The organism is Streptomyces sp. ML-6, assembly GCF_030116705.1.
GTDB lineage: Bacteria > Actinomycetota > Actinomycetes > Streptomycetales > Streptomycetaceae > Streptomyces.
On record NZ_JAOTIK010000001.1, the window covers coordinates 2,882,621 to 2,902,585 of the forward strand.

Consider the following 19,965-nt stretch of genomic DNA (forward strand, 5'->3'; position numbering starts at 1 on the left):
TCGGGGTCCGGCGGGTGGCCGTCCGGTCGGAGGCCGCCCGCCGGGCTCTCAGCGGTGCAGGGCCGCGACGGCCGAGGCGAGTGCTGCGGGGACGTCCTCGACCAGCGTGTGCCGGCCGTCGCGGACGACGTGCCGTCCCGCCACGACCGTATGGCGCACATCGGCCGCGGAGGCGGCGAATACGACCGCTTCGGCGGCGAGTCGGGGCACCGGCCCCGCTGTTCTGACGGAGTCCAGGGCCACGGTCGCCAGGTCGGCGGGGGCGCCGGGTTCGATGACGCCCGCCTCCGGCCGGCCGAGGGCGGCGTGACCGTCGGCGGTCGCGGCGCGCAGCAGGGCCGCCGCCGTCCAGTGGCCCCGGGTCCGGGTGCGCAGGCGCTCGTCGAGTTCCATCGCGCGCGCCTCCTCGAAGAGGTCGATCACGGCGTGGCTGTCGCTGCCGAGGGAGAGCGGCGAGCCCGCCCGCTGGAGGGCGACGGCCGGGCCGATCCCGTCGGCGAGGTCGCGTTCCGTGGTGGGGCACATGCAGGTGCCGGTCGCCGAGGAGCCGATCAGCGCGATGTCCTCGTCGGTGAGGTGGGTGTTGTGGATGCCGGTGGTGCGCGGGCCGAGGACGCCGTGGTCGGCGAGGAGCCGGGTGGGCGTGCGGCCGTGGACGGCGAGGCAGGCTTCGTTCTCGGCGGTCTGCTCGGAGAGGTGGACGTGGAGCGGGGCTTGCCGTTCCTCGGCCCAGGCGGCCACGGTGGCGAGCTGGTCGGCGGGCACGGCGCGCACGGAGTGGACGGCGGCGCCGATCAGGGCGTGGTCGCCGCCCTTGAGGAGCGAGGCGCGTTCGGCCCATGCCTCCGCGGTGGTGTCGGAGAACCGCAGCTGGTGTCGGTCCGGCAGCCGGTACCGGGTGGGGCGCTCGCCGAATCCGGCGGAGAGGTAGGCGGTGTCCAGCAGGGTGATCCGGATGCCGGCCTCGCCCGCCGCCGCGATCAGGGCCTCGCCCATGGCGTTCGGGTTGTCGTACGGGGTGCCGCCCGGCGCGTGGTGCAGATAGTGGAATTCGCCGACCGCGGTGATGCCGGCCAGCGCCATCTCGGCGTACACGGCGCGGGCGAGGTCGTAATACGAGTCGGGGGTGAGCCGGGAGGCGACCTGGTACATGGTCTCGCGCCAGGTCCAGAAGGTGCCGGAGCCGACCTGGACGGTGGAGCGCAGGGCACGGTGGAAGGCGTGCGAGTGGGTGTTGGCGAGGCCGGGGACGGTGAGTCCGCGCAGCACGGTGGCGCCCGGCGGCGGGGTGGTGACGCCGGTGCGGACGCCCGCGATGATCCCGTCGGAGACGTCCAGGGCGACGCCCGGCTCGACATGGGTGCCGAGCCAGGCGTGGGACAGCCAGTACGTCACGGTGGCGGACCGGCCCGCCGGTTCCGTTGTCAGCTGCACGCGAGACCTTCCAGTACGTCGGCGAGTGCGACCACTCCGGCCACGCAGTCGTCCTCGGTCGCGTGTTCGGCCGGGGAGTGCGAGACGCCGGTGGGGTTCCGTACGAACAGCATGGCGGTGGGGACCGAGGCGGACAAAATACCCGCGTCGTGTCCGGCGCCGGTGCCGAGGACGGGGACCGGCCGGCCGTCGCCGCTGCCACTGCGGCCGTCGCTGCCACGGCCACGGCCACTGCCGTCGCGGTCCTTGAGGATCCTGCCGATCTCGTCGCGCAGGGCGTGCTCGAACTCGACGACGGGCGTGAAGGACTCCCGTACGACGTCGAGGTCGATCCCGGCCCGCTCGGCGTGTTCCCTGGCGGCCCGCTCGATGCCGGTGACCACCGTGTCGAGGGCGGCCTGGTCGGCGGCGCGGGAGTCGAGCCAACCCCGGACGAGGGACGGGATCGCGTTGACGCCGTTCGGTTCGACGGAGATCTTGCCGAACGTGGCGACGGCTCCGGCGAGTTCGGCCTCGCGGCGGGCGGCCAGCACGGTCTCGGCGTACGTGAGCATGGGGTCGCGCCGGTCGGCCAGGCGGGTGGTGCCCGCGTGGTTGGCCTCGCCGCGGAAGTCGAACCGCCAGCGTCCGTGCGGCCAGATCGCGGAGGCGATGCCGACCGGGTCGCCGGTGAGGTCGAGGGCGCGCCCCTGCTCGACGTGGAGTTCGACGAACGCGCCGATGCGGGCGAGCCGTTCGGGGTCCGGGCCGATGGTGCCGGGGTCGTACCCGGCCGCCTCCATGGCCTGCGGCAGGGTGATCCCGGCGCCGTCGCGGAGCCGGTGGGCCGCCTCCGCGGTCAGCTGTCCGGCGGCGAGCCGGGAGCCCACGCAGGCGAGACCGAACCGGGCCCCCTCCTCGTCGCCGAAGTTGCTGATCGCCAGCGGCCGGACGAACTCCGCTCCCCTGTGGCGGAGTTCGTCGAGCGCGGCGAAGGAGGAGACCACCCCGAGCGGACCGTCGAAGGCGCCGCCGTCGGGCACGGAGTCGAGGTGCGATCCGGCCACGACGGCGTCCCCGGCGAGCGGGTCGCCGAGCCAGGCCCACTGGTTGCCGTTGCGGTCCACCTCGTAGGTGAGCCCGCGCGCCTCGGCCTGGGCGCGGAACCAGGCGCGGCAGTCGGCGTCGGCCCCGGTCCAGGCGTAGCGGCGGTAGCCGCCGCTGTCCCGGTTCCGGCCGACCGGCAGCAGTTCCCGCCACATCTCCTGGAACGACGACGCCCCGGACCGGGAGCCGGCGCCCGTACCGCCCCCGGTCGGCAGGCTCACTGGCCGTCCTCCTTCATCGGCACCCGTACGCCCCTGTCGGCGGCGACCGATTCCGCGATGTCGTACCCGGCGTCGACGTGCCGGATGACGCCCATGCCCGGGTCGTTGGTGAGCACCCGGCGGATCTTCTCGCCGGCCAGCTCCGTGCCGTCGGCGACGGTCACCTGTCCGGCGTGGATGGACCGTCCCATGCCGACGCCGCCGCCGTGGTGGATGGAGACCCAGGAGGCCCCGGACGCCACGTTGACCATGGCGTTCAGCAGCGGCCAGTCGGCGATCGCGTCGGACCCGTCGAGCATGGCCTCGGTCTCCCGGTACGGGGAGGCCACGGAGCCGCAGTCCAGGTGGTCGCGCCCGATGGCCAGCGGGGCGGTCAGTTCGCCGCTCGCCACCATGTCGTTGAAGCGCTCGCCGGCCCGGTCGCGTTCGCCGTGGCCGAGCCAGCAGATCCGGGCGGGCAGCCCCTGGAAGTGGACGCGCTCGCCGGCCATCCTGATCCAGCGGTGCAGCGACTCGTTCTCCGGGAAGAGGTCGAGGATCGCCTTGTCCGTCTTGTGGATGTCGGACGCCTCGCCGGACAGCGCGGCCCAGCGGAACGGGCCCTTGCCCTCGCAGAACAGCGGCCGGATGTAGGCGGGCACGAAGCCGGGGAAGTCGAAGGCCCGGTCGTAGCCCGCGAGCTGCGCCTCGCCGCGGATCGAGTTGCCGTAGTCGAAGACCTCGGCCCCGGCGTCCATGAAGCCGACCATCGCCTCGACGTGCCTGGCCATCGACTCCCGGGCGCGCTGCGTGAAGTCGGCGGGCTTCTCGGCGGCGTACGAGGCCATGTCGTCGAAGTCGACACCGAGCGGAAGGTACGAGAGCGGGTCGTGCGCGCTGGTCTGGTCGGTGACGATGTCGATCGGCGCCCCCTCGGCGAGCATCCGCGGCAGCAGCTCCGCCGCGTTGCCCAGCAGCCCGATGGAGAGCGGGCGGCGGGCGTCCCGGGCCTCGGTGGCCAGCTGGAGGGCGTGCTCCAGGGAGTCGGCGCGCACGTCCAGGTAGCGGTGCTCGATCCGGCGCTCGATGGCGCGCGGGTCGCAGTCGATGCAGATCGCGACGCCGTCGTTCATGGTCACGGCGAGCGGCTGGGCGCCGCCCATGCCGCCGAGCCCGGCGGTCAGGGTGATCGTCCCGGCCAGCGTCCCGCCGAACTTCTTCGCGGCGACGGCGGCGAAGGTCTCGTACGTGCCCTGGAGGATGCCCTGGGTGCCGATGTAGATCCAGGAACCGGCGGTCATCTGGCCGTACATGGTGAGCCCGAGCGCCTCCAGGCGGCGGAACTCCTCCCAGTTCGCCCAGTCGCCCACCAGGTTGGAGTTGGCGATCAGCACCCGCGGCGCCCACTCGTGCGTCTGCATGACGCCGACCGGGCGCCCGGACTGGACGAGCATCGTCTCGTCCTGCTTGAGCGTCTTGAGCGTACGCACCATCGCGTCGAAGGAGCGCCAGTCACGGGCGGCCTTCCCGGTGCCGCCGTAGACGACGAGCTTGTCGGGGTGCTCGGCGACCTCGGGGTCGAGGTTGTTCTGCAGCATGCGCAGGGCGGCTTCCTGCTGCCATCCCAGGGCACTCAGTTCCGTACCGCGCGGTGCCCGTACGGGGCGGGGTCCTGACATGGCGGCGCCTCCTCGCGACTGTAAGTCTCCTATTCACATCCTGAAGGTCTGAATACTCGTAGTCAACAGCCCCGCGCCGCTGCCGCCCGGACGCGGCGCGGATCGTGTCCGGGCCCGCCCGGGAAACGGCTCGGCGCCCGCGCCGGGACTCAGCTCCGGCGCGGCGCCCCGCCGAACGCGGCGTCCCCCGCCATCGGCCCGGTGGTCCGGTAGCCCTTGACCTGCTTGCCCGCGGGCCGCCCGCGCTCCGTCCAGTCGGTCCGCACCCAGTACAGGACGTCGTTGCGGTGCTCGGCCCGGCCGATCCGGAGGGCCTTGATCCACAGCCCGGCCCCGGCCCCGGCCAGCGCCAGCCCGCCCGCGCCGGGCAGCAGGAACGCGCTGGCGACGGCGGCCAGGAACGCCCCCAGCAGCCACCACCGATGCCCGCGCCGCCAGTTGCGCACGGTCACGGCCCGGTCCTGGAGGAAGTCGGACCGCCCGGCGCGGGTGGCGGCAGTGGCCAGCGCCGTGTACCGCCGGCCGCGCACCAGCGCCACCGCGGCGGCGGTGATCAGGAACAGCGCCGCTCCGGCCAGCAGCCCGATCCGGCGCCCGGTGAGCCCCGGCACCAGCGCACCGATCGCCGCCGCGAGCAGCCCCGGCCACCACAGCGGCGCGGCCCCGGCCCGTACGATCACGGCCACCCTCGCCAACGACTGCGCTCCGCGCCCCACGTCCGTACCTCTCTTTCCACGGCGTCCCCGGCCACCGGCCGGGCTGTCGGGGCCGGAGGGTAGTGGCCGCAGATGAGCGGGGTCTGAGAAACGGCGAAATGACCGATGCGGGACGACGGTCCCGGCGGGGAGGCGCCCCGGCCGTCAGAGCACGATCCCGACCATGCCGTTTCCGCCCGCGACACAGCCGAACCGTCCCCGGCAGCAGCGCTCCCAGCCCCCGTGCTCGTCCCCCGCCAGGACCACTTCCCGCCACGGCTCACCGGCCGGGACGTTCTGCCGGTCCAGACGGAGCGAGAGCTGCGGCACGACCACCCACCCCCGGGCCTCCGGCGGCCGGACTGGTTCCGGGAGCACGGCGAGGGTGTCCTCGGCGGGGTGCCCGAACAGGTCGACGCCGTCCCACACCGCTCCCGGGCCCCGCGCGCCGGCCCCCGGCTGCCTCTCCATGATCCTGATCTGCGCGAGCCGGTCCGCCGCGTCCGGTCCCCCGCCGTCCAGGGTCACCCGCACTCCGTCGAACTCGGCAACGACGTTCCACTCCGGCTGGTGGAGGTAGCCGAAGCACCAGGCGTCATGGGCGTGGCGCGGTGCGGAGTAGTCCGCGAGCGTCAACGCCCCGCACCGCATCCCCTCAAGCGTCCGGGACGCGGCCCTCGCCAACCGGGCACGGGCCTCCTCGGCCCCCGCCCCGAACCGGAGCGTCCCGGCCCCGCCCGGCAGCTCCACACCGATCCCCGGCAGCAGTTCCAGCACGGCCCCATTGTCGGGGCCGCCGACGCCCACCCGGCACCCGGATCACCGCCAATGCCTGCCCTGGGCCCGGCGCCGATGCCTGCCCTGGACCCGCCGGTTCACCGCCGACGCCTGCCCTGGGCCCTGATCACCGCCCCTGCCCACCCGGCGGCGGCCTCACTCCACGAACAGCCCCCGCGCCGCCGCCCGCGCGTCGAACTCCTCCAGCCGCGCCTGCGCGTCGGGCAGGGCGTCGCACATCGCCTCCAGCAGCACCCGGCCCAGCAGCATGGGCGCGCACGCGGTGTCGAAGGCGAGCCCGGTGCCGACGGCGGCCGGGATCAGCAGGTCGCTGTGCCCGGCGACGGGCGCGAAGGCGGAGTCCGCGACGGACACGACGGTCAGCCCCTGTTCCCGCGCGTACGCGAGGGCGTCCACGACCTCCCTCGGGTACCGGGGCAGCGCGAAGCAGATCAGCGCGGTGGCGCCCGCGCGCCGGGCGGCGTCGATCCGGTCGGGCAGCATGCTGCCGCCCTCGTCGAGCACCCGGACGTCGGGGTGGACCTTGGCCGCGAAGTACCCGAAGCCGCGCGCCTGCGAGGAGGCGGCCCGCAGCCCGAGCACCGGCAGCGGGCGCGAGGCCGCCAGCAGCCTGCCCGCGCGCTCGACGGGCCCCGGGTCGGCGAGCAGGTCTGCCAGGTGCCGCAGGTTCTCGATCTCGCCGAGCACCGCCTGCTGGTACTCGTTGTACGTGTCGTCCCCGTCCCCCGGCGCGGCTTCGGCGGGGGCGACCTCCCGCAGGTGCTTGCGGAGCGCCGGATAGCCGTCGAAGCCGAGCGCCACGGCGAACCGGGTGACGGACGGCTGGCTGACCCCGGCGAGTTCGGCCAGCTCCACGCTCGACAGGAACGGCACGTCCCCGGCCCTGCGCACCATCGAGTGCGCGATCCGGCGCTGGGTGGGTGTGAGCCGGCGCCCCTCGAAGAGCTGCTGCAACCGCGCGGCCGGGCCGCTCCCGCTCATGCTGTCCCCTCGGTCGATCCGGCGCACCATGATCCGGCGCCGACAGATCCATTCAGCCAGCATGGCATCTGCATGTCCATATGCAGCCGGGCCACCGGACCCCGGGTCCGGGTCCGGGTACGAGGGTTCCGGGCACGGGCACGGGTACGGGTTCCGGGCACGGCCCCGTACCCCGCCCCGTACCCGGACCCGGACCCGGCGCTCAGGACTCGCCGTCCAGGACCTCGACGACCGAGACCCAGGACTTCCAGCGCTGGGTGTAGACCCGGAGCGTAGGGCCGCCCGGCATCTTCCCGGACCAGGCGGTGACCTCCTCCGGGCCCGCCACGTCTTCCGGGGCGCCGCCCCGGGCATCCTCCCGTTCCCGTACGTCCTGCGATGCGCCCGGCGTACGGCTCAGGCCGTCCGCATCCAGTCCGGCGAGCACCGTCCGCAGCTCGTCCCGGGCCGTGGCCTCGTCGTCGTACTCGACGAGGCACCACCGGGCCACGGCCTTGCGCACGCCCCGGTACTCCTTGGTGTAGCCGATCCGGTCGACCGGGCTCGTCTCGAAAGAGGTGCCCGGGCAGAACGTGCCGAGTCCCGCCCGGTTCAGGAGGTCGCCGCGGGCGTCGGAGTCGACGGGCCGCCCCTCGTTGTCCTTCCAGCGCCATGTTCCGTACAGCGGTACCTCCTTCGCGGGCAGGGCCACCGCACCGTTCTCGTGGAACGGATTGTCCGGCGTGGCGGCCACGGTGCCCCGCCCGTCCGGCCGGTCCGGGCCGCCCGGCAACAGGGCCCACGCCCCGGCAGCCATCAGCGCGACCGTGCACAGGGCCGCCGCACCCGCCCTGCGGCGCGCCCGGCGCCGCTGCCCCCGCCGTCGGATCTCCTCGGCGGCGGGCAGCCGCACCGCGACCCCGTCCAGCAGTTCCTCGACCTCAGCCATGGTCCGCACTCCTCACTCGCCCGGCGGTGACAAGGGGATCGGCCAGCCGCTCGCCGAGCACCTTGCGGGCCCGGTGGAGCCGGGTCCGTACCGCACCGTTCGACACTCCCGTCTCACGCGCCACGTCTTCCACCGGCAGGTCCAGCAGGTGGTGCAGGACCACGGTCCGGCGTTGCTCGGCGGTCAGCTCGCCGAGGGCGTCCAGCAGCGCCACCCGGTCCGCCGAGAGGCCGGGCACGTCCGCGGGCGGCCCGTGCCGGAAGTGCGCGCGCACCCGGTTGCGCGTCCTGCGCCAGGTGCTGATCGCCAGCCGGACCGCCACCGTCCGCACCCAGGGCAGCGGATCGCCCTCGCGCACCAGCCGGTCCCAGCGCTGCCACGCCCGTACGTACGCCTCCTGCACCGCGTCCTCCGCCTCCGCCAGATCACCGGTCGTCGCGTAGACGGTGGCGACCAACCGCTTGGCCGTGGCCGTGTAGAACGCGTCAAAATCCTCGGCCCCCGTCGGCATGGTCCTCCGTCCGTTCATCCCCCGGAAACTGTCATCGCCCGGGAACGGTTCATCGCCCGGACGCTGTTCTCAGCTCTTCCCTCACCAGGTACACGCACCGGCGGTGGCGGATGTTACGGACGACTTTCCGGGACTCCCGCCGACTCCCCCCGTGAGGCGTTCCCCCGGAAAAGAGGGGGGACAGCCCCACTGCGCGCGGGACCGCCGGTTCCTAGCCTGAGGGGCATGAAAGCCGGAGACTCCGAGCTCAGGAACGAGCTCGACGCCGCCCTGCGGGCCCGTAGCGAGCTGGGTTCGGAGTACGAGTCCGCGCTCGTCGAATCCTTCCTGGAGAAGGTCGAGCACCGGCTCGACTCCACGCTCGACCGTCGCGTCCGGCGCCACCTGGCCGAACAGCGGGGGAGCCTCGCCAGGGGTACGCGCCCGGAGCATCCGCTGGGCGGCTTCGCCGAGCGCTACGGCTTCGCGATCGTCTCGCTGGTCCTGGCCGTGCCGCTGTCGGCGATCGGCGCGGAGACGGCCCACACCGGTGGTCTGCTCATCGCCTGGCTCGGGATCGTCGCGGTCAACGCGGTGCACGCCGCCCGCAACTGGCCGTTCCTCCAACGGCGTTCCGGACACCCGGTCTCCGACTGGGAGGACTGAGCGGGCCCGGGGAACCGGAAGGGCCGACGTGGCCGGCCGTCCCGTGTGTCGCGGGGACCGCCGCACCCCCGGTTTCCCAGGGGGCGGGACGACGGCGGTCCCCGCGAGGGACGCGGCCCGGATCAGTACCGGTCCGCCGCGCCCTGGCGACGGTGGAGGTCCGGGAGCCGCTCCGTAGTCCGGTGTCGCCGTATCGGGTGCCGACGGGTCTCCCCCGCCGACACCCATCAATCTGCCGGACCCGTGTTAAGCCGGTGCTGCGCGCATGTGTCGCGCTCGTACCGTTTGCGCGAAGCCGGCCCGCGCAAAGGCCGTTCCGCGCGAGGTCCGTTCCGCGCGAGGTCCGTTCCCGCGTGAAGCCGGGCCCTACGAAGCCCCGCCCTGCGGCGGCTCCGCGTTACGCCTTGCCGGTCGACGCGTCCTTGGCGAGGAACGCCAGCAGGTCCTGACGGCTGACGACACCCTTCGGCTTGCCCTCCACCAGCACGATCGCCGCGTCCGCCGCGTTCGTGCCGCCGAGCACCGCCATCAGGTCCTCGACCGGTTCGCCGGAGCCGACCTGCGGCAGCGGCGGCGACATGTGCTTCTCCAGCGGGTCGGAGAGCGAGGCGCGCTGGGCGAACAGCGCGTTGAGGAGTTCCCGCTCCACCACGGAACCGATGACCTCGGCGGCCATCACGTCCGGGTGGCCGGCCCCCGGCTTCACGATCGGCATCTGCGAGACGCCGTACTCGCGCAGGACGTCGATCGCCTCGCCGACGGTCTCCTCGGGGTGCATGTGGACGAGCCCCGGGATCGGGCCCTCCTTGTGGTCGAGCACGTCCCCGACCCGGGCCGACGGACCGGTGTCCTCCAGGAACCCGTAGTCCGCCATCCACTCGTCGTTGAAGATCTTGCTCAGGTAGCCGCGTCCGCTGTCCGGCAGCAGGACGACGACCACGTCGTCCGGGCCCAGCCGCTTGGCGACCTCCAGCGCGCCGACCACGGCCATCCCGCAGGAGCCCCCGACCAGCAGGCCCTCCTCCTTGGCCAGGCGGCGGGTCATCTGGAAGGAGTCCTTGTCGGACACGGCGACGATCTCGTCCGTGACCGTGCGGTCGTAGGCGCTCGGCCAGAAGTCCTCGCCGACGCCCTCGACGAGGTACGGACGCCCGGAGCCGCCGGAGTAGACCGAGCCCTCCGGGTCCGCGCCGATCACCTTCACCGCACCGCCGCTGACCTCCTTGAGATAACGGCCGGTGCCGCTGATCGTGCCGCCCGTGCCGACGCCCGCGACGAAGTGGGTGATCTTCCCGTCCGTCTGCTCCCACAGCTCGGGACCGGTGGTCTCGTAGTGCGAGCGCGGGTTGTTGGGGTTCGAGTACTGGTCGGGCTTCCAGGCTCCCGGCGTCTCCCGGACCAGCCGGTCGGAGACGTTGTAGTAGGAGTCGGGGTGCTCGGGGTCAACGGCCGTCGGGCAGACGACGACCTCGGCACCATAGGCGCGCAGCACATTGATCTTGTCCGTGGACACCTTGTCCGGGCAGACGAAGATGCACTTGTACCCCTTCTGCTGGGCGACGATCGCCAGGCCGACGCCCGTGTTGCCGCTGGTCGGCTCGACGATCGTGCCGCCCGGCTTCAGCTCGCCGCTCTGCTCGGCGGCCTCGATCATGCGCAGGGCGATCCGGTCCTTGACCGAACCTCCGGGGTTGAAGTACTCGACCTTGGCCAGGACCGTCGCCTGGATGCCGGCCGTGACATTGCGCAGCCTCACCAGCGGGGTATTGCCTACGAGACTGATCATCGAATCGTGGAATTGCACCGTGTACTCCGGGGTCTCCGTAATGGTCCGGCAAGGGTATGCGTACGGGAACGGGATTGGGCGAAGCGATTGAGCGACGGTCACCTCGGGGCAGTTAGCTGTATGTACGGCGGTACGGCGACGAGGAGGTGGACCGGACTGTGTCAAGAGCAAGGGTGGCACGGCGGATCGCGGCGGGCGCGGCCTACGGCGGCGGCAGCATCGGGTTGCTCGGTGCGGCGGCGGTGGGCGTCCTGCTGGCGGAGGTCCAGCTGGCGAAACGGCAGGTGGGGGGTGGTGTCGCACCGGTTCCGCCGAGCGCCGACGGGCGGTACGGGGTGGCGTTCGCCGGGCCCGCGGAACCGCTGCGCCTGGGATTGCTGGGGGACTCGACGGCGGCCGGACAGGGGGTGCGCCGGGCCGGACAGACCCCGGGCGCGCTGCTCGCGTCGGGGCTCGCGGCGGTCTCCGAACGGCCGGTGGACCTGCGCAACGTCGCCCAGCCGGGTGCCCGGTCGGACGATCTCGAACGGCAGGTCTCGCTGTTACTCGCCGACACCTCCCGTACGCCCGACGTGTGCGTGATCATGATCGGCGCGAACGACGTCACGCACCGGATCCCGGCCACCCAGTCGGTGCGCTGTCTGACCACCGCGGTGCGCAGGCTGCGCACCGCGGGTGCGGAGATCGTGGTCGGCACCTGCCCCGACCTGGGCACGATCGAGCCGGTCTACCAGCCGCTGCGCTGGCTGGCCCGGCGGGTGAGCCGGCAGCTGGCGGCGGCCCAGACGATCGGCTCGGTGGAACAGGGCGGGCGCACGGTGTCGCTGGGCGACCTGCTCGGGCCGGAGTTCGAGGAGAACCCCCGGGAGCTGTTCGGGCCGGACAACTACCACCCGTCGGCGGAGGGCTACGCCACGGCGGCGATGGCGGTGCTGCCCACGCTCTGCGCGGCGCTGGGGCTGTGGCCGGAGTCCGAGCGGCTGGACGGGGCCCGGCGCGAGGACATGCTGCCGGTGGCCGAGGCGGCCTCCCAGGCGGCCAAGGAGGCCGGTACGGAGGTCACGGGGGCCCGGGCGCCCTGGGCGCTCCTCAAGCAGCGCAGGCGGCGTCGTCTGCCCGCGACCACGGAGCCCCACCCCGAGCCGGAGACGCACGAGGAAGCGGAAGCAGCCGGGAGCACGAGCACCGAGAACGTCCCGCAGGACACGAGCAGCAGTGCGAGCGTCGGCGCCTCGGCCGGAGGAACGGACGGGGGAACGGACCGCGGAACGAACGGGAAGAAGGACGGGGAGCAAGGCGGGGAACCGTACGGAGAACCGCGCAATCTCCCGGCCAACTGATCGACTGAGCGGTCGCTTAGAAAAGAGGTCGGCATCACATGCGCTGCCCGGTGACCCAGCCCCTACGTACAGGTAACTTCCAAGTCAGCACCTGCCAGAACCCGCCTTCCAGCCCTCATGGAGCCGCGTGATGCCCGAAGCCGTGATCGTCTCTGCCGCCCGTTCCCCCATCGGCCGGGCCTTCAAGGGTTCGTTGAAGGAGCTGCGCGCGGACGACCTGACCGCCACGATCATCCGGACGGCCCTGGCGAAGGTGCCCGAGCTGGACCCGAAGGACATCGACGACCTGATGCTCGGCTGCGGTCTGCCGGGCGGCGAGCAGGGCAACAACCTGGGCCGGATCATCGCCGTGCAGATGGGCATGGACCACCTCCCGGGCTGTACGGTCACCCGCTACTGCTCGTCCTCCCTGCAGACCAGCCGAATGGCGCTGCACGCCATCAAGGCCGGCGAGGGCGACGTCTTCATCTCGGCCGGTGTCGAGATGGTGTCCCGCTTCTCGAAGGGCAACTCCGACAGCTGGCCGGACACCCACAACCCGCTGTTCGCCGACGCCGAGGCCCGCACCGCGGCCCGCGCCGAGCAGGAGGGCGCCGACTGGCACGACCCGCGCGAGGACGGCCTGGTCCCGGACGCGTACATCGCGATGGGGCAGACCGCGGAGAACCTGGCCCGCCTCAAGGGCATCACCCGCCAGGACATGGACGAGTTCGGCGTCCGCTCGCAGAACCTCGCCGAGGAAGCCCTCAAGAACGGCTTCTGGGAGCGCGAGATCACCCCGGTCACCACCCCGGACGGCACGGTCGTCGCCAAGGACGACGGCCCGCGCGCGGGCGTCACCATGGAGGGCGTCCAGGGCCTGAAGCCGGTGTTCCGCCCGGACGGTCTGGTCACCGCGGGCAACTGCTGCCCGCTCAACGACGGTGCCGCCGCGCTCGTGATCATGTCCGACACCAAGGCGCGCGAGCTGGGCCTGACCCCGCTGGCCCGGATCGTCTCGACCGGCGTCTCGGGCCTCTCCCCCGAGATCATGGGGTACGGCCCGGTGGAGGCCAGCAAGCAGGCGCTGAAGCGGGCCGGGCTGACCATCGACGACATCGACCTGGCCGAGATCAACGAGGCGTTCGCCGCACAGGTGATCCCCTCCTACCGCGACCTCGGCCTGCCGCTGGAGAAGGTCAACGTCAACGGCGGCGCCATCGCCGTCGGCCACCCCTTCGGCATGACCGGCGCCCGGATCACCGGCACGCTGATCAACAGCCTGCAGTTCCACGACAAGCAGTTCGGCCTGGAGACCATGTGCGTGGGCGGCGGCCAGGGCATGGCGATGGTCATCGAGCGGCTGAGCTGAGGTGCAGCGGAGGGGAGGGGTCGCCCGAGGAACGAGGACGGCACCTGCCCGCAGCGGAAACGAAGCGAACGCGACCGACACACACGCGCGGCTGAGCCGGGCCGCGGCCGACCGGTCGGGGTGCCGGGCCCGCCTTTAGTGGGCCCGGCACCCGTTGTCGCCGGGGGGCACGGCTTTCGGCCGATCTCCGGACCGCGAAGTGGCTGCTTCCGAGCCCCGACCGTGACCGAATCTCCCCCAGGATGTGACCTATCTCCTGGGGGAGAGTCATTTCCGCAGGTCACACCCACCCCAGGGTTAAACCCCGGGCCCAAAGACCTGTCCAATTCGTGACGTAATGCACTGACACAGGGCGCAGGCAGGGGACAAGCTGAGGTAGGAAGTCGGGGAATCGATTGAAACCGGGAGTATGTGTGAGCGCCATGCCTCTTGCCCTGTTGCTGACCACCGCCGCCGCCACGGCCGTGGGCGCTGCTGCTCTGCATGCTGCTCACGGGCTGCGCAAGCAGGTCTCGGCCCTCCGTACGGAGCTGGCCGCAGCCCGCGTCCACGGCGCCGCCGTGCCCGCGCAGAACCGCGGTGACATCGCCACCCCCGTCGCCGAGATACGTGCGGCCGTCGCCGAGGCGCTCGCCGAGGAGCGCGAGCGCGAACTCGCCGAGGCCCGCGCCTTCTGGGCCTCCCAGGAGGCCCGTGACGCCGCCGACGCCCCGTCCCTGCTGGGCGGTCCGGTCGGGGCGTGCGAGGAGGGGCCGTTCTTCATGCCCCGCCAGGCGGACTTCACGGGGCTGGACGCGATGGACCTCGACGCCACCGAGGCCCTGGAGGAGCTGGCGGAGCTGACCGGGCTCTCGGACATGACGGAGCTGACCGGGCCCACGGAGTTCGCGGAGGACTCCCCCGAGCTGGCCGCGGCCCGCCGCCGCCACCCCTCGCACCCCGACTTCGTACCGGTGCAGACCCCCGTCGTCACCGATCACGAACGCACCGTCAACCGCCTCGAGGAACTCGCCGACAGCCGTACGGAACTGGCCGACGTGCGCCCCGGCCCGCTCGGCACGCTCGACGTCTACGTCTTCGCCGACGGCACCACGCTCTGTATGACCCCGGGGCACCGCGAGACGGCCGAGCGGTTGTCCGAATCCCTGCTGGCGGGTGAGCACCCGGTTCTGCTGGGCGGTTCCGGCGTCTCCGGCGCGTACGCGCTGACGTTCTCCTGCGGCAAGGAGAACGTCTACATCCTCGCCGACCGCGTCATCGCCTCGTTCTGAGCCTCGTTCTGACACCGCGACACACGGGCGGAACGGCTCCCGCCCGCCACCGCCCCGGTCGATCCCCGGTCCCGCCCTCCACGGTCACCGACTTCCGACCCCCGGTCACCCCCGGCCACCGCCACCACCGGCCACCCCCGGCTGTCGGCTAGGCGAATGCCCGCTCAGCCGCCTCCGTGACGAATCGCACGGCCTCGTCGAGCTCGGTCGACGAGGCCGTTTCCAGTGCCACCGCCAGATCGCGCCCCGCCACGGCAAGCTGGTCGCCGACCGCGAAGACCCCCGCGTCCGGCATGATCCGGGGCTCCCGGTCCGGCGCCTCGATCCGCTGGGCCCGCAGCGCCAGTTCCCTGGCCGCGGCGAGCGCCTCGGCGGCGGCTCCGCGCTGGAGACGGCTCTGCGGGGCGGCGCGCAGCCGGTCGGCGAAGCGGTCCACGGCGGTGATCAGCGGGGTCGTATCGAGCACCCGCCGACCCTACGCGCCCCGGCCGGGTGGCCGCCAACGGGCCGCCTCCTTCCCGCACGGGAGGCGAGGAAACGGAAACCCTCACAAGAGGCGGGGAAACGGGAACGGCCCGCAGGCGCTGTGCCTGCGGGCCGTCCCCGTTTCCCGTCGTACGGGTGCTGCCGTGGTGCCGCGACGATCAGTCGTCGCCGCTCAGGATGGAGAGCAGACGCAGCATCTCCAGGTAGATCCACACCAGGGTCATGGTGAGGCCGAAGGCGGCCAGCCAGGACTCCTCGCGCGGGGCGCCGAACGCGATGCCGTCCTCGACCTGCTTGAAGTCCAGCGCCAGGAAGCAGGCGCCGAGGATGATCCCGATGACACCGAAGAGGATGCCGAGGCCACCGCTGCGGAAGCCCAGGCCGTCACCGCCACCGAAGACGGCGAACAGCAGGTTCACCACCATCAGGAGCATGAAGCCCATGGCGGCGGCCATCACAAAGCCGTAGAAGCGGCGGGTGACGCGGATCCAGCGCATCTTGTACGCCAGGAGCACACCGGCGAAGACACACATGGTGCCCATCACCGCCTGCATCACGACGCCCGGCCCGATGTACGTGCTGACCGCGCTGGAGATCACCCCGAGGAAGACGCCCTCGAAGGCGGCGTACGAGACGATCAGCGCCGGAACCGGCTTGCGCTTGAAGGACTGGACGAGCGACAGGACGAACGCCACCAGCGCGGCACCGATCGCAATGCCGTACGACTTGCCGAGGTTGGCCTCGTCGACCGGCAGCAGCCACCAGGCGGCCGTCGCGCCGAGCACCACGGTGCCGAGCGTGATCGCGGTCCGCGTGACGACGTCGTCGATCGTCATCGCGCCGGAGCGCGCCGGCGCCTGCGGGGCACCGTACTGGGTGTCCGGCTGGGCGTAGGGGTTGGTGGCGTACGGGTTCGCGGCGGCGCCCTGCGCGTACGGGTTGGTGCCCGCTGCGGGGGCCCCGGCCTGCGGCGCCGCGTTGAAGCCCGCGTATCCGTTGTCGCGGCTGAAGCCCCGTCGCGAGAAGACCGGGTTGCTGCTCCTCATCTCACTCCTCCATGGCCACCCTGCGTGGCCTTCCCACAAGAGTAATGGGTAGGCAAAAGAATCAGACTAGTGCTTGGGGAGGATCTTTACGGAAACGATGAACGGCCGCCGTGCGCGTGGCGGGCCCGCTCACCGGTCCGGCCCGATCCGGACGAAAGACCTTAGCGGCGGTCCGGGTCGGCTGCGCGCAGGTCGGCCAGCAGCTCGGCCTGGCCGGCGAGAACCCCCGAGAGGATGGTCCTGGCGACCCTCAGCAGCTCCGCCACCTGCGCGTTGGCCAGCGAGTAGTACACGCCCGAGCCCTCCCGGCGGGTGACCACCAGGTTCGCCCGCCGCAGCACGGCCAGCTGCTGCGAGAGGTGGGCCGGCTCGACGCCGATCTCGCCCAGCATCTCCGAAACGGCGTGCTCCCGCTCGCTGAGGAGCTCCAGCACCCGGATGCGCACGGGGTGACCGAGCGTCTTGAAGAACTCGGCCTTCAGTTGGTACAGCGGTGCGCTCATCGCAGCGGCCTCACGCACTCGGCCCCGGCCGTCCGGCCGGTCCGCCGCGGTCGTACGTGTTCCGTGCATCGCGTCCACCCAAAACTCTTCGCCATGGGGCCATCCTCGCGCGCCCGCTCCAATGCGCAGGCCTCGTGAATTGCCGACATTAACAATTCGTCATGCCCTGGTGGCAGGTGCGGGAGGGAGTACGGCGGAGCCGGTGCGGGAAGGGCCGGGCGTGGGTTCCGGAAGCGTTCCCGGGTGCCGGTGCCGGAAGGCCGGAAGCGTTCCCGGGTGCCAGTGCCGGAAGGCCGGAAGCGTTCCCGGGTGCCGGCCGCGCTCCGTCCTCACTGCAGGGGCACGGTGATCCAGATGCTCTTGCCCAGTCCGTCCGCGTCGTCGCGCACGACGGCCGTGCCCCCGAGGGCCAGGGTGAGTTCGGTGACCGTGGCCAGGCCGCCGCCGGCCGCGCCGACGGCCGGTGCGTGCAGGGCGGGCCGGTACGGGTGTCGGTCGTGGACGCCGAACGCGAACGTGTCCGGGCCCGCCGCGTAGAGCACGGTCACGTTGGGGGACAGCACGGCCGCGTGCCGGACGCTGTTGGTGACCAGCTCGCTGAGGATCAGCAGGGTCGGGCCGACGCTGGGGTGGTTCAGGCCGATGCCCCACTCGACCAGCACCTGCTCGGTGGTCTCGCGCGCCGTGCGGACGGCGGCGCCCATCGCGGGCAGGGTCAGCACGTGGCGCAGGGGCAGGGCTTCGAGCCGCTCCGTCATGACTCGGACCCCCGCCGGGAGCCGGACACCTGCCGGGAGCCCGGGACTCGACGGGAGTCGGAGACCCGCTGGGAACCGGGGACTCGCCGGGAGCCGAACGCTCGTCGGGAGAACCCGGCCTTCGCCTGGTACAGCGGAACCGGCACGACCACGGACCCCCTTCGACCCCGGGATTCCGGGGCGTCGCTGGACACCGGCACGCCCGCGGATACTTACAGACACACCGAACACAGCATGTAATTAATTGCATAATTTTGCAATTCGCTCATACCGGGGCCCACGCCCGGCGGGGTCGGGCCGCTCAGCCCCGGTCGGGGGTGAGCCGTGCGATGAGCAGGGCGACGTCGTCGTCGTGGCCGGGGTGGCGCAGCACGGTCAGCACCCGGTCGCAGATCGCCTCCAGGGAGTCGAAGGGTTCGGCGAGGAGGCGCAGCAGGGAGCCCAGGCGGACGTCGATGGGCTCGTCACGGGTCTCCACCAGCCCGTCGGTGTAGAGGACGAGGCTGTCCCCGGCCCGCAGGTCCAGGTTCGCGGTGCGGAAGGGGACGCCGCCGACACCCAGCGGCGCCCCGGTGGGCAGGTCCAGCAGCCGGGGGGCGCGGCCGGGCCGGAGCAGGACGGGCGGCGGGTGGCCGGCCAGCGCGACGCGGTACGTGCGGCGGTGCGGGTCGAGGGCGGCGTAGACGCAGGTGGCGGTCGTCTCGTGCAGGTCGGCGGTGACGCGGTCCAGGTGGTGCAGCACCTCGGCGGGGGCGAGTTCGAGGCCGGCGAGGGCGCGGGTGGCGGTGCGCAGCTGTCCCATCGCGGCGGCGGCGTTGATCCCGTGGCCCATCACGTCGCCGACGACGAGGGCCGTGCGGCCCTGCGGGAGGGGGATGGCGTCGAACCAGTCGCCGCCGATCCCGCTGTCCGCCTCCGCCGGCTGGTACCGGTAGGCGATCCGCAGGCCGGACGGCTGCGGGGGCCGGTGCGGGAGCAGGTGGCGCTGGAGGGTCAGGGCGGTGCCGTGCACGTGCTGGTACCAGCGGGCGTTGTCGATGCACACGGCGGCGCGGGAGGCCAGCTCGCAGGCCATCGCGACGTCGTCGTCGTCGAACGGCCGCGGATCGCGGGTGCGTACGAGGTCGAGCACGCCGAGGACCTGGCCGCGGGCGGTCAGCGGCACGGCCAGGTAGGAGTGCGCGCCCGCCTCCTTCATCAGGTGCACGGCCTTCTCGTTGCGGGCGATGCGGTGCAGGTCCCGGTCGGCGACCTCGGCCACGAGGACCGGGCGGCCGGTGGTCACGCAGCGGGTGACCAGGCGCTCCGCCGCGTAGAGGGCGGTCTCCCCCGGCGGGTCGGCGGCGAGCATGCCGGGGCTCTCGTGGCCGGCGGCCACGGCCAGGGACCGGAAGGCGTGCGGGCCCCGGTCGAGCGGGGCGACCGGCTCGGAGGCGGCCAGGACCGAGTCGAGGACGTCGACCGCCGCGATGTCGGCCAGCTCGTCCACCACCACCTCCGCCAGTTCGCGGGCGGTGAGCTCCAGGTCCAGGGCGGTGCCGACCCGCTCGGAGGCGCGGGCGATGACCGCCAGCCGCCGCCGGGCCTCCGCGGCCTCGAGGGACGCCCGGTGCTGCTCGGTCACGTCCGACATGATCATCGTGACGCCGAGCAGCCGCCCGGCGGCGTCCTCCAGCCGGTAGCACGACATCGACCAGGCGCTCTCGTGGCCGGGGTCGGCGGGGGAACGGCCGGTCATGAACCGGTCGCGCACGGAGACGCCGGTGGCCAGCACCCGGCGCATGGCGGACTCGATCCCCTCGCCGTCCAGGAACGGCAGCAGTTCGCGGGGGCCGCGGCCCAGGTGTTCGGCGGCCGGCCGGCCGGTGATCCGTTCCAGCGCCGGGTTGACCAGCAGGAGGCGCAGCCCGGGGTCCAGCACGGCCAGCCCGAAGGGCGCCTGCACCACCAGGCGGGCGTGGAGCGCCAGATCGTGCTCCACGCTGCGCACCGTGGCCTCTTCGCAGACGATCCCCAGCGCGTACGCGTCGCCGTGCTCGTCCAGCAGCCGCATGTTGCGGAACTCCAGCCGGCGGGTGGAGCCGTCCTTGTGCCGTACGGGGAAGACCCCGGCCCAGCTGCCCTTCCCGGCCATGACGGCCGCGAACAGTTCCACGACCTGGTCCACGTGCTCCTCCGCGACCATCAGCGTGGCCGCGTACTGTCCCAGCGCCTCCTCGGCGCTCCAGCCGAACAGGTCCTGGGCCTGCGGGCTCCACAGCGCGATCCGCCCGTCGGCACCGAGCACCACCGCGGCCACGCTCAGCGCGTCGAGCAGGCCGCCCGGAGCCGACGGGGCGTCCCGCTCCGCCTCCACCCGCCACGCATCCGACGCAACCATCGAACGGACCTCCTTGCCCGCACCGGCGACCCTCCGGAGCGGGGCGGCTCCGCGCCTCGTCCGTTCCGCGCAGCCGTCCTCCCATCG

Annotated in this window: 18 protein-coding genes; 4 read left to right on the forward strand and 14 right to left on the reverse strand. The window is 72.9% G+C overall.

Annotation, left to right across the window (positions count from 1 at the left end):
* Nucleotides 1-48 precede the first annotated feature (48 nt).
* The 8 genes from OCT49_RS12435 to OCT49_RS12470 form a co-directional block, all read right to left on the reverse strand.
* Nucleotides 49-1,434 carry a formimidoylglutamate deiminase gene (locus OCT49_RS12435; RefSeq protein ID WP_283851940.1) on the reverse strand — a complete coding sequence of 462 codons (1,386 nt, stop codon included), beginning with the start codon at nucleotides 1,432-1,434 and terminating at the stop codon, nucleotides 49-51.
* Entirely contained in the window at nucleotides 1,425-2,675 is a 1,251-nt protein-coding gene (locus OCT49_RS12440) for an allantoate amidohydrolase (RefSeq protein WP_283855772.1), read from the reverse strand. Before OCT49_RS12440 ends, OCT49_RS12435 begins: the two co-directional genes overlap by 10 nt.
* A gap of 62 nt (nucleotides 2,676-2,737) precedes the next feature.
* A complete protein-coding gene (gene hutU / locus OCT49_RS12445; protein WP_283851941.1) occupies nucleotides 2,738-4,399 on the reverse strand; it encodes a urocanate hydratase in 1,662 nt (553 codons plus the stop codon).
* A 149-nt stretch (nucleotides 4,400-4,548) separates the two neighbouring features.
* Nucleotides 4,549-5,115 carry a hypothetical protein gene (locus OCT49_RS12450; protein WP_283851942.1) on the reverse strand — a complete coding sequence of 189 codons (567 nt, stop codon included), beginning with the start codon at nucleotides 5,113-5,115 and terminating at the stop codon, nucleotides 4,549-4,551.
* Between the two features lie 144 nt (nucleotides 5,116-5,259).
* Complete coding sequence (locus OCT49_RS12455; protein WP_283851943.1) at nucleotides 5,260-5,871, reverse strand: hypothetical protein; 612 nt, start codon at nucleotides 5,869-5,871, stop codon at nucleotides 5,260-5,262.
* Nucleotides 5,872-6,027: 156 nt separating this feature from the next.
* On the reverse strand, nucleotides 6,028-6,873 hold the full coding sequence (locus OCT49_RS12460; RefSeq protein ID WP_283855773.1) for a MurR/RpiR family transcriptional regulator: 846 nt from the start codon (nucleotides 6,871-6,873) through the stop codon (nucleotides 6,028-6,030).
* 202 nt (nucleotides 6,874-7,075) lie between these two features.
* Nucleotides 7,076-7,801: a hypothetical protein gene (locus tag OCT49_RS12465; protein ID WP_283851944.1), complete on the reverse strand. Its 726-nt coding sequence runs from the start codon at nucleotides 7,799-7,801 to the stop codon at nucleotides 7,076-7,078.
* Nucleotides 7,794-8,330, reverse strand: a complete 537-nt coding sequence (locus OCT49_RS12470; RefSeq protein ID WP_283851945.1) for a SigE family RNA polymerase sigma factor — start codon at nucleotides 8,328-8,330, stop codon at nucleotides 7,794-7,796. The genes OCT49_RS12465 and OCT49_RS12470 overlap by 8 nt, the downstream gene beginning before the upstream one ends.
* Nucleotides 8,331-8,537: 207 nt before the next feature.
* On the opposite strand from OCT49_RS12470, the gene OCT49_RS12475 reads away from it, so the two are divergent.
* The gene (locus OCT49_RS12475) at nucleotides 8,538-8,957 is read left to right on the forward strand and encodes a hypothetical protein (RefSeq protein WP_283851946.1); all 420 of its coding nucleotides are present in this window, start codon (nucleotides 8,538-8,540) and stop codon (nucleotides 8,955-8,957) included.
* A gap of 397 nt (nucleotides 8,958-9,354) precedes the next feature.
* Here OCT49_RS12475 and OCT49_RS12480 read toward each other — a convergent pair whose 3' ends face one another.
* Nucleotides 9,355-10,761, reverse strand: coding sequence for a cystathionine beta-synthase (locus OCT49_RS12480; RefSeq protein ID WP_283851947.1), 1,407 nt, complete (start codon nucleotides 10,759-10,761; stop codon nucleotides 9,355-9,357).
* A 155-nt stretch (nucleotides 10,762-10,916) separates the two neighbouring features.
* Between OCT49_RS12480 and OCT49_RS12485 the strand changes: the two genes are divergently transcribed.
* The 3 genes from OCT49_RS12485 (at nucleotide 10,917) to OCT49_RS12495 (ending at nucleotide 14,705) form a co-directional block, all read left to right on the forward strand.
* Nucleotides 10,917-12,083: an SGNH/GDSL hydrolase family protein gene (locus OCT49_RS12485; protein ID WP_283851948.1), complete on the forward strand. Its 1,167-nt coding sequence runs from the start codon at nucleotides 10,917-10,919 to the stop codon at nucleotides 12,081-12,083.
* A 130-nt stretch (nucleotides 12,084-12,213) separates the two neighbouring features.
* Complete coding sequence (locus OCT49_RS12490; RefSeq protein WP_283851949.1) at nucleotides 12,214-13,434, forward strand: acetyl-CoA C-acetyltransferase; 1,221 nt, start codon at nucleotides 12,214-12,216, stop codon at nucleotides 13,432-13,434.
* Between the two features lie 437 nt (nucleotides 13,435-13,871).
* On the forward strand, nucleotides 13,872-14,705 hold the full coding sequence (locus OCT49_RS12495) for a hypothetical protein (protein WP_283855774.1): 834 nt from the start codon (nucleotides 13,872-13,874) through the stop codon (nucleotides 14,703-14,705).
* 148 nt (nucleotides 14,706-14,853) lie between these two features.
* Here the strand turns inward: OCT49_RS12495 and OCT49_RS12500 are convergent, their stop codons facing one another.
* The 5 genes from OCT49_RS12500 to OCT49_RS12520 form a co-directional block, all read right to left on the reverse strand.
* Nucleotides 14,854-15,171 (reverse strand): hypothetical protein, encoded by a 318-nt coding sequence (locus OCT49_RS12500; protein ID WP_283851950.1) that lies wholly within the window; start codon nucleotides 15,169-15,171, stop codon nucleotides 14,854-14,856.
* Nucleotides 15,172-15,349: 178 nt separating this feature from the next.
* A complete protein-coding gene (locus OCT49_RS12505) occupies nucleotides 15,350-16,237 on the reverse strand; it encodes a Bax inhibitor-1/YccA family protein (protein ID WP_283851951.1) in 888 nt (295 codons plus the stop codon).
* A gap of 161 nt (nucleotides 16,238-16,398) precedes the next feature.
* Nucleotides 16,399-16,740, reverse strand: coding sequence for an ArsR/SmtB family transcription factor (locus tag OCT49_RS12510; RefSeq protein ID WP_283851952.1), 342 nt, complete (start codon nucleotides 16,738-16,740; stop codon nucleotides 16,399-16,401).
* A 329-nt stretch (nucleotides 16,741-17,069) separates the two neighbouring features.
* Entirely contained in the window at nucleotides 17,070-17,498 is a 429-nt protein-coding gene (locus OCT49_RS12515) for an ATP-binding protein (RefSeq protein WP_283851953.1), read from the reverse strand.
* Nucleotides 17,499-17,799: 301 nt separating this feature from the next.
* Nucleotides 17,800-19,878, reverse strand: coding sequence for a SpoIIE family protein phosphatase (locus tag OCT49_RS12520; RefSeq protein ID WP_283851954.1), 2,079 nt, complete (start codon nucleotides 19,876-19,878; stop codon nucleotides 17,800-17,802).
* Nucleotides 19,879-19,965: the final 87 nt, after the last annotated feature.

Excerpts from the sequence above, each read along its gene's own strand:
- OCT49_RS12440 (WP_283855772.1), bottom strand. The coding sequence starts at position 2,675 with ATGTGGCGGGAACTGCTGCCGGTCGGCCGGAACCGGGACAGCGGCGGC.
- hutU (WP_283851941.1), bottom strand. The coding sequence starts at position 4,399 with ATGTCAGGACCCCGCCCCGTACGGGCACCGCGCGGTACGGAACTGAGT.
- OCT49_RS12460 (WP_283855773.1), bottom strand. The coding sequence starts at position 6,873 with ATGAGCGGGAGCGGCCCGGCCGCGCGGTTGCAGCAGCTCTTCGAGGGG.
- OCT49_RS12465 (WP_283851944.1), bottom strand. The coding sequence starts at position 7,801 with ATGGCTGAGGTCGAGGAACTGCTGGACGGGGTCGCGGTGCGGCTGCCC.
- OCT49_RS12470 (WP_283851945.1), bottom strand. The coding sequence starts at position 8,330 with ATGAACGGACGGAGGACCATGCCGACGGGGGCCGAGGATTTTGACGCG.
- OCT49_RS12475 (WP_283851946.1), top strand. The coding sequence starts at position 8,538 with ATGAAAGCCGGAGACTCCGAGCTCAGGAACGAGCTCGACGCCGCCCTG.
- OCT49_RS12490 (WP_283851949.1), top strand. The coding sequence starts at position 12,214 with ATGCCCGAAGCCGTGATCGTCTCTGCCGCCCGTTCCCCCATCGGCCGG.
- OCT49_RS12505 (WP_283851951.1), bottom strand. The coding sequence starts at position 16,237 with ATGAGGAGCAGCAACCCGGTCTTCTCGCGACGGGGCTTCAGCCGCGAC.
- OCT49_RS12510 (WP_283851952.1), bottom strand. The coding sequence starts at position 16,740 with ATGAGCGCACCGCTGTACCAACTGAAGGCCGAGTTCTTCAAGACGCTC.
- OCT49_RS12515 (WP_283851953.1), bottom strand. The coding sequence starts at position 17,498 with ATGACGGAGCGGCTCGAAGCCCTGCCCCTGCGCCACGTGCTGACCCTG.
- OCT49_RS12520 (WP_283851954.1), bottom strand. The coding sequence starts at position 19,878 with ATGGTTGCGTCGGATGCGTGGCGGGTGGAGGCGGAGCGGGACGCCCCG.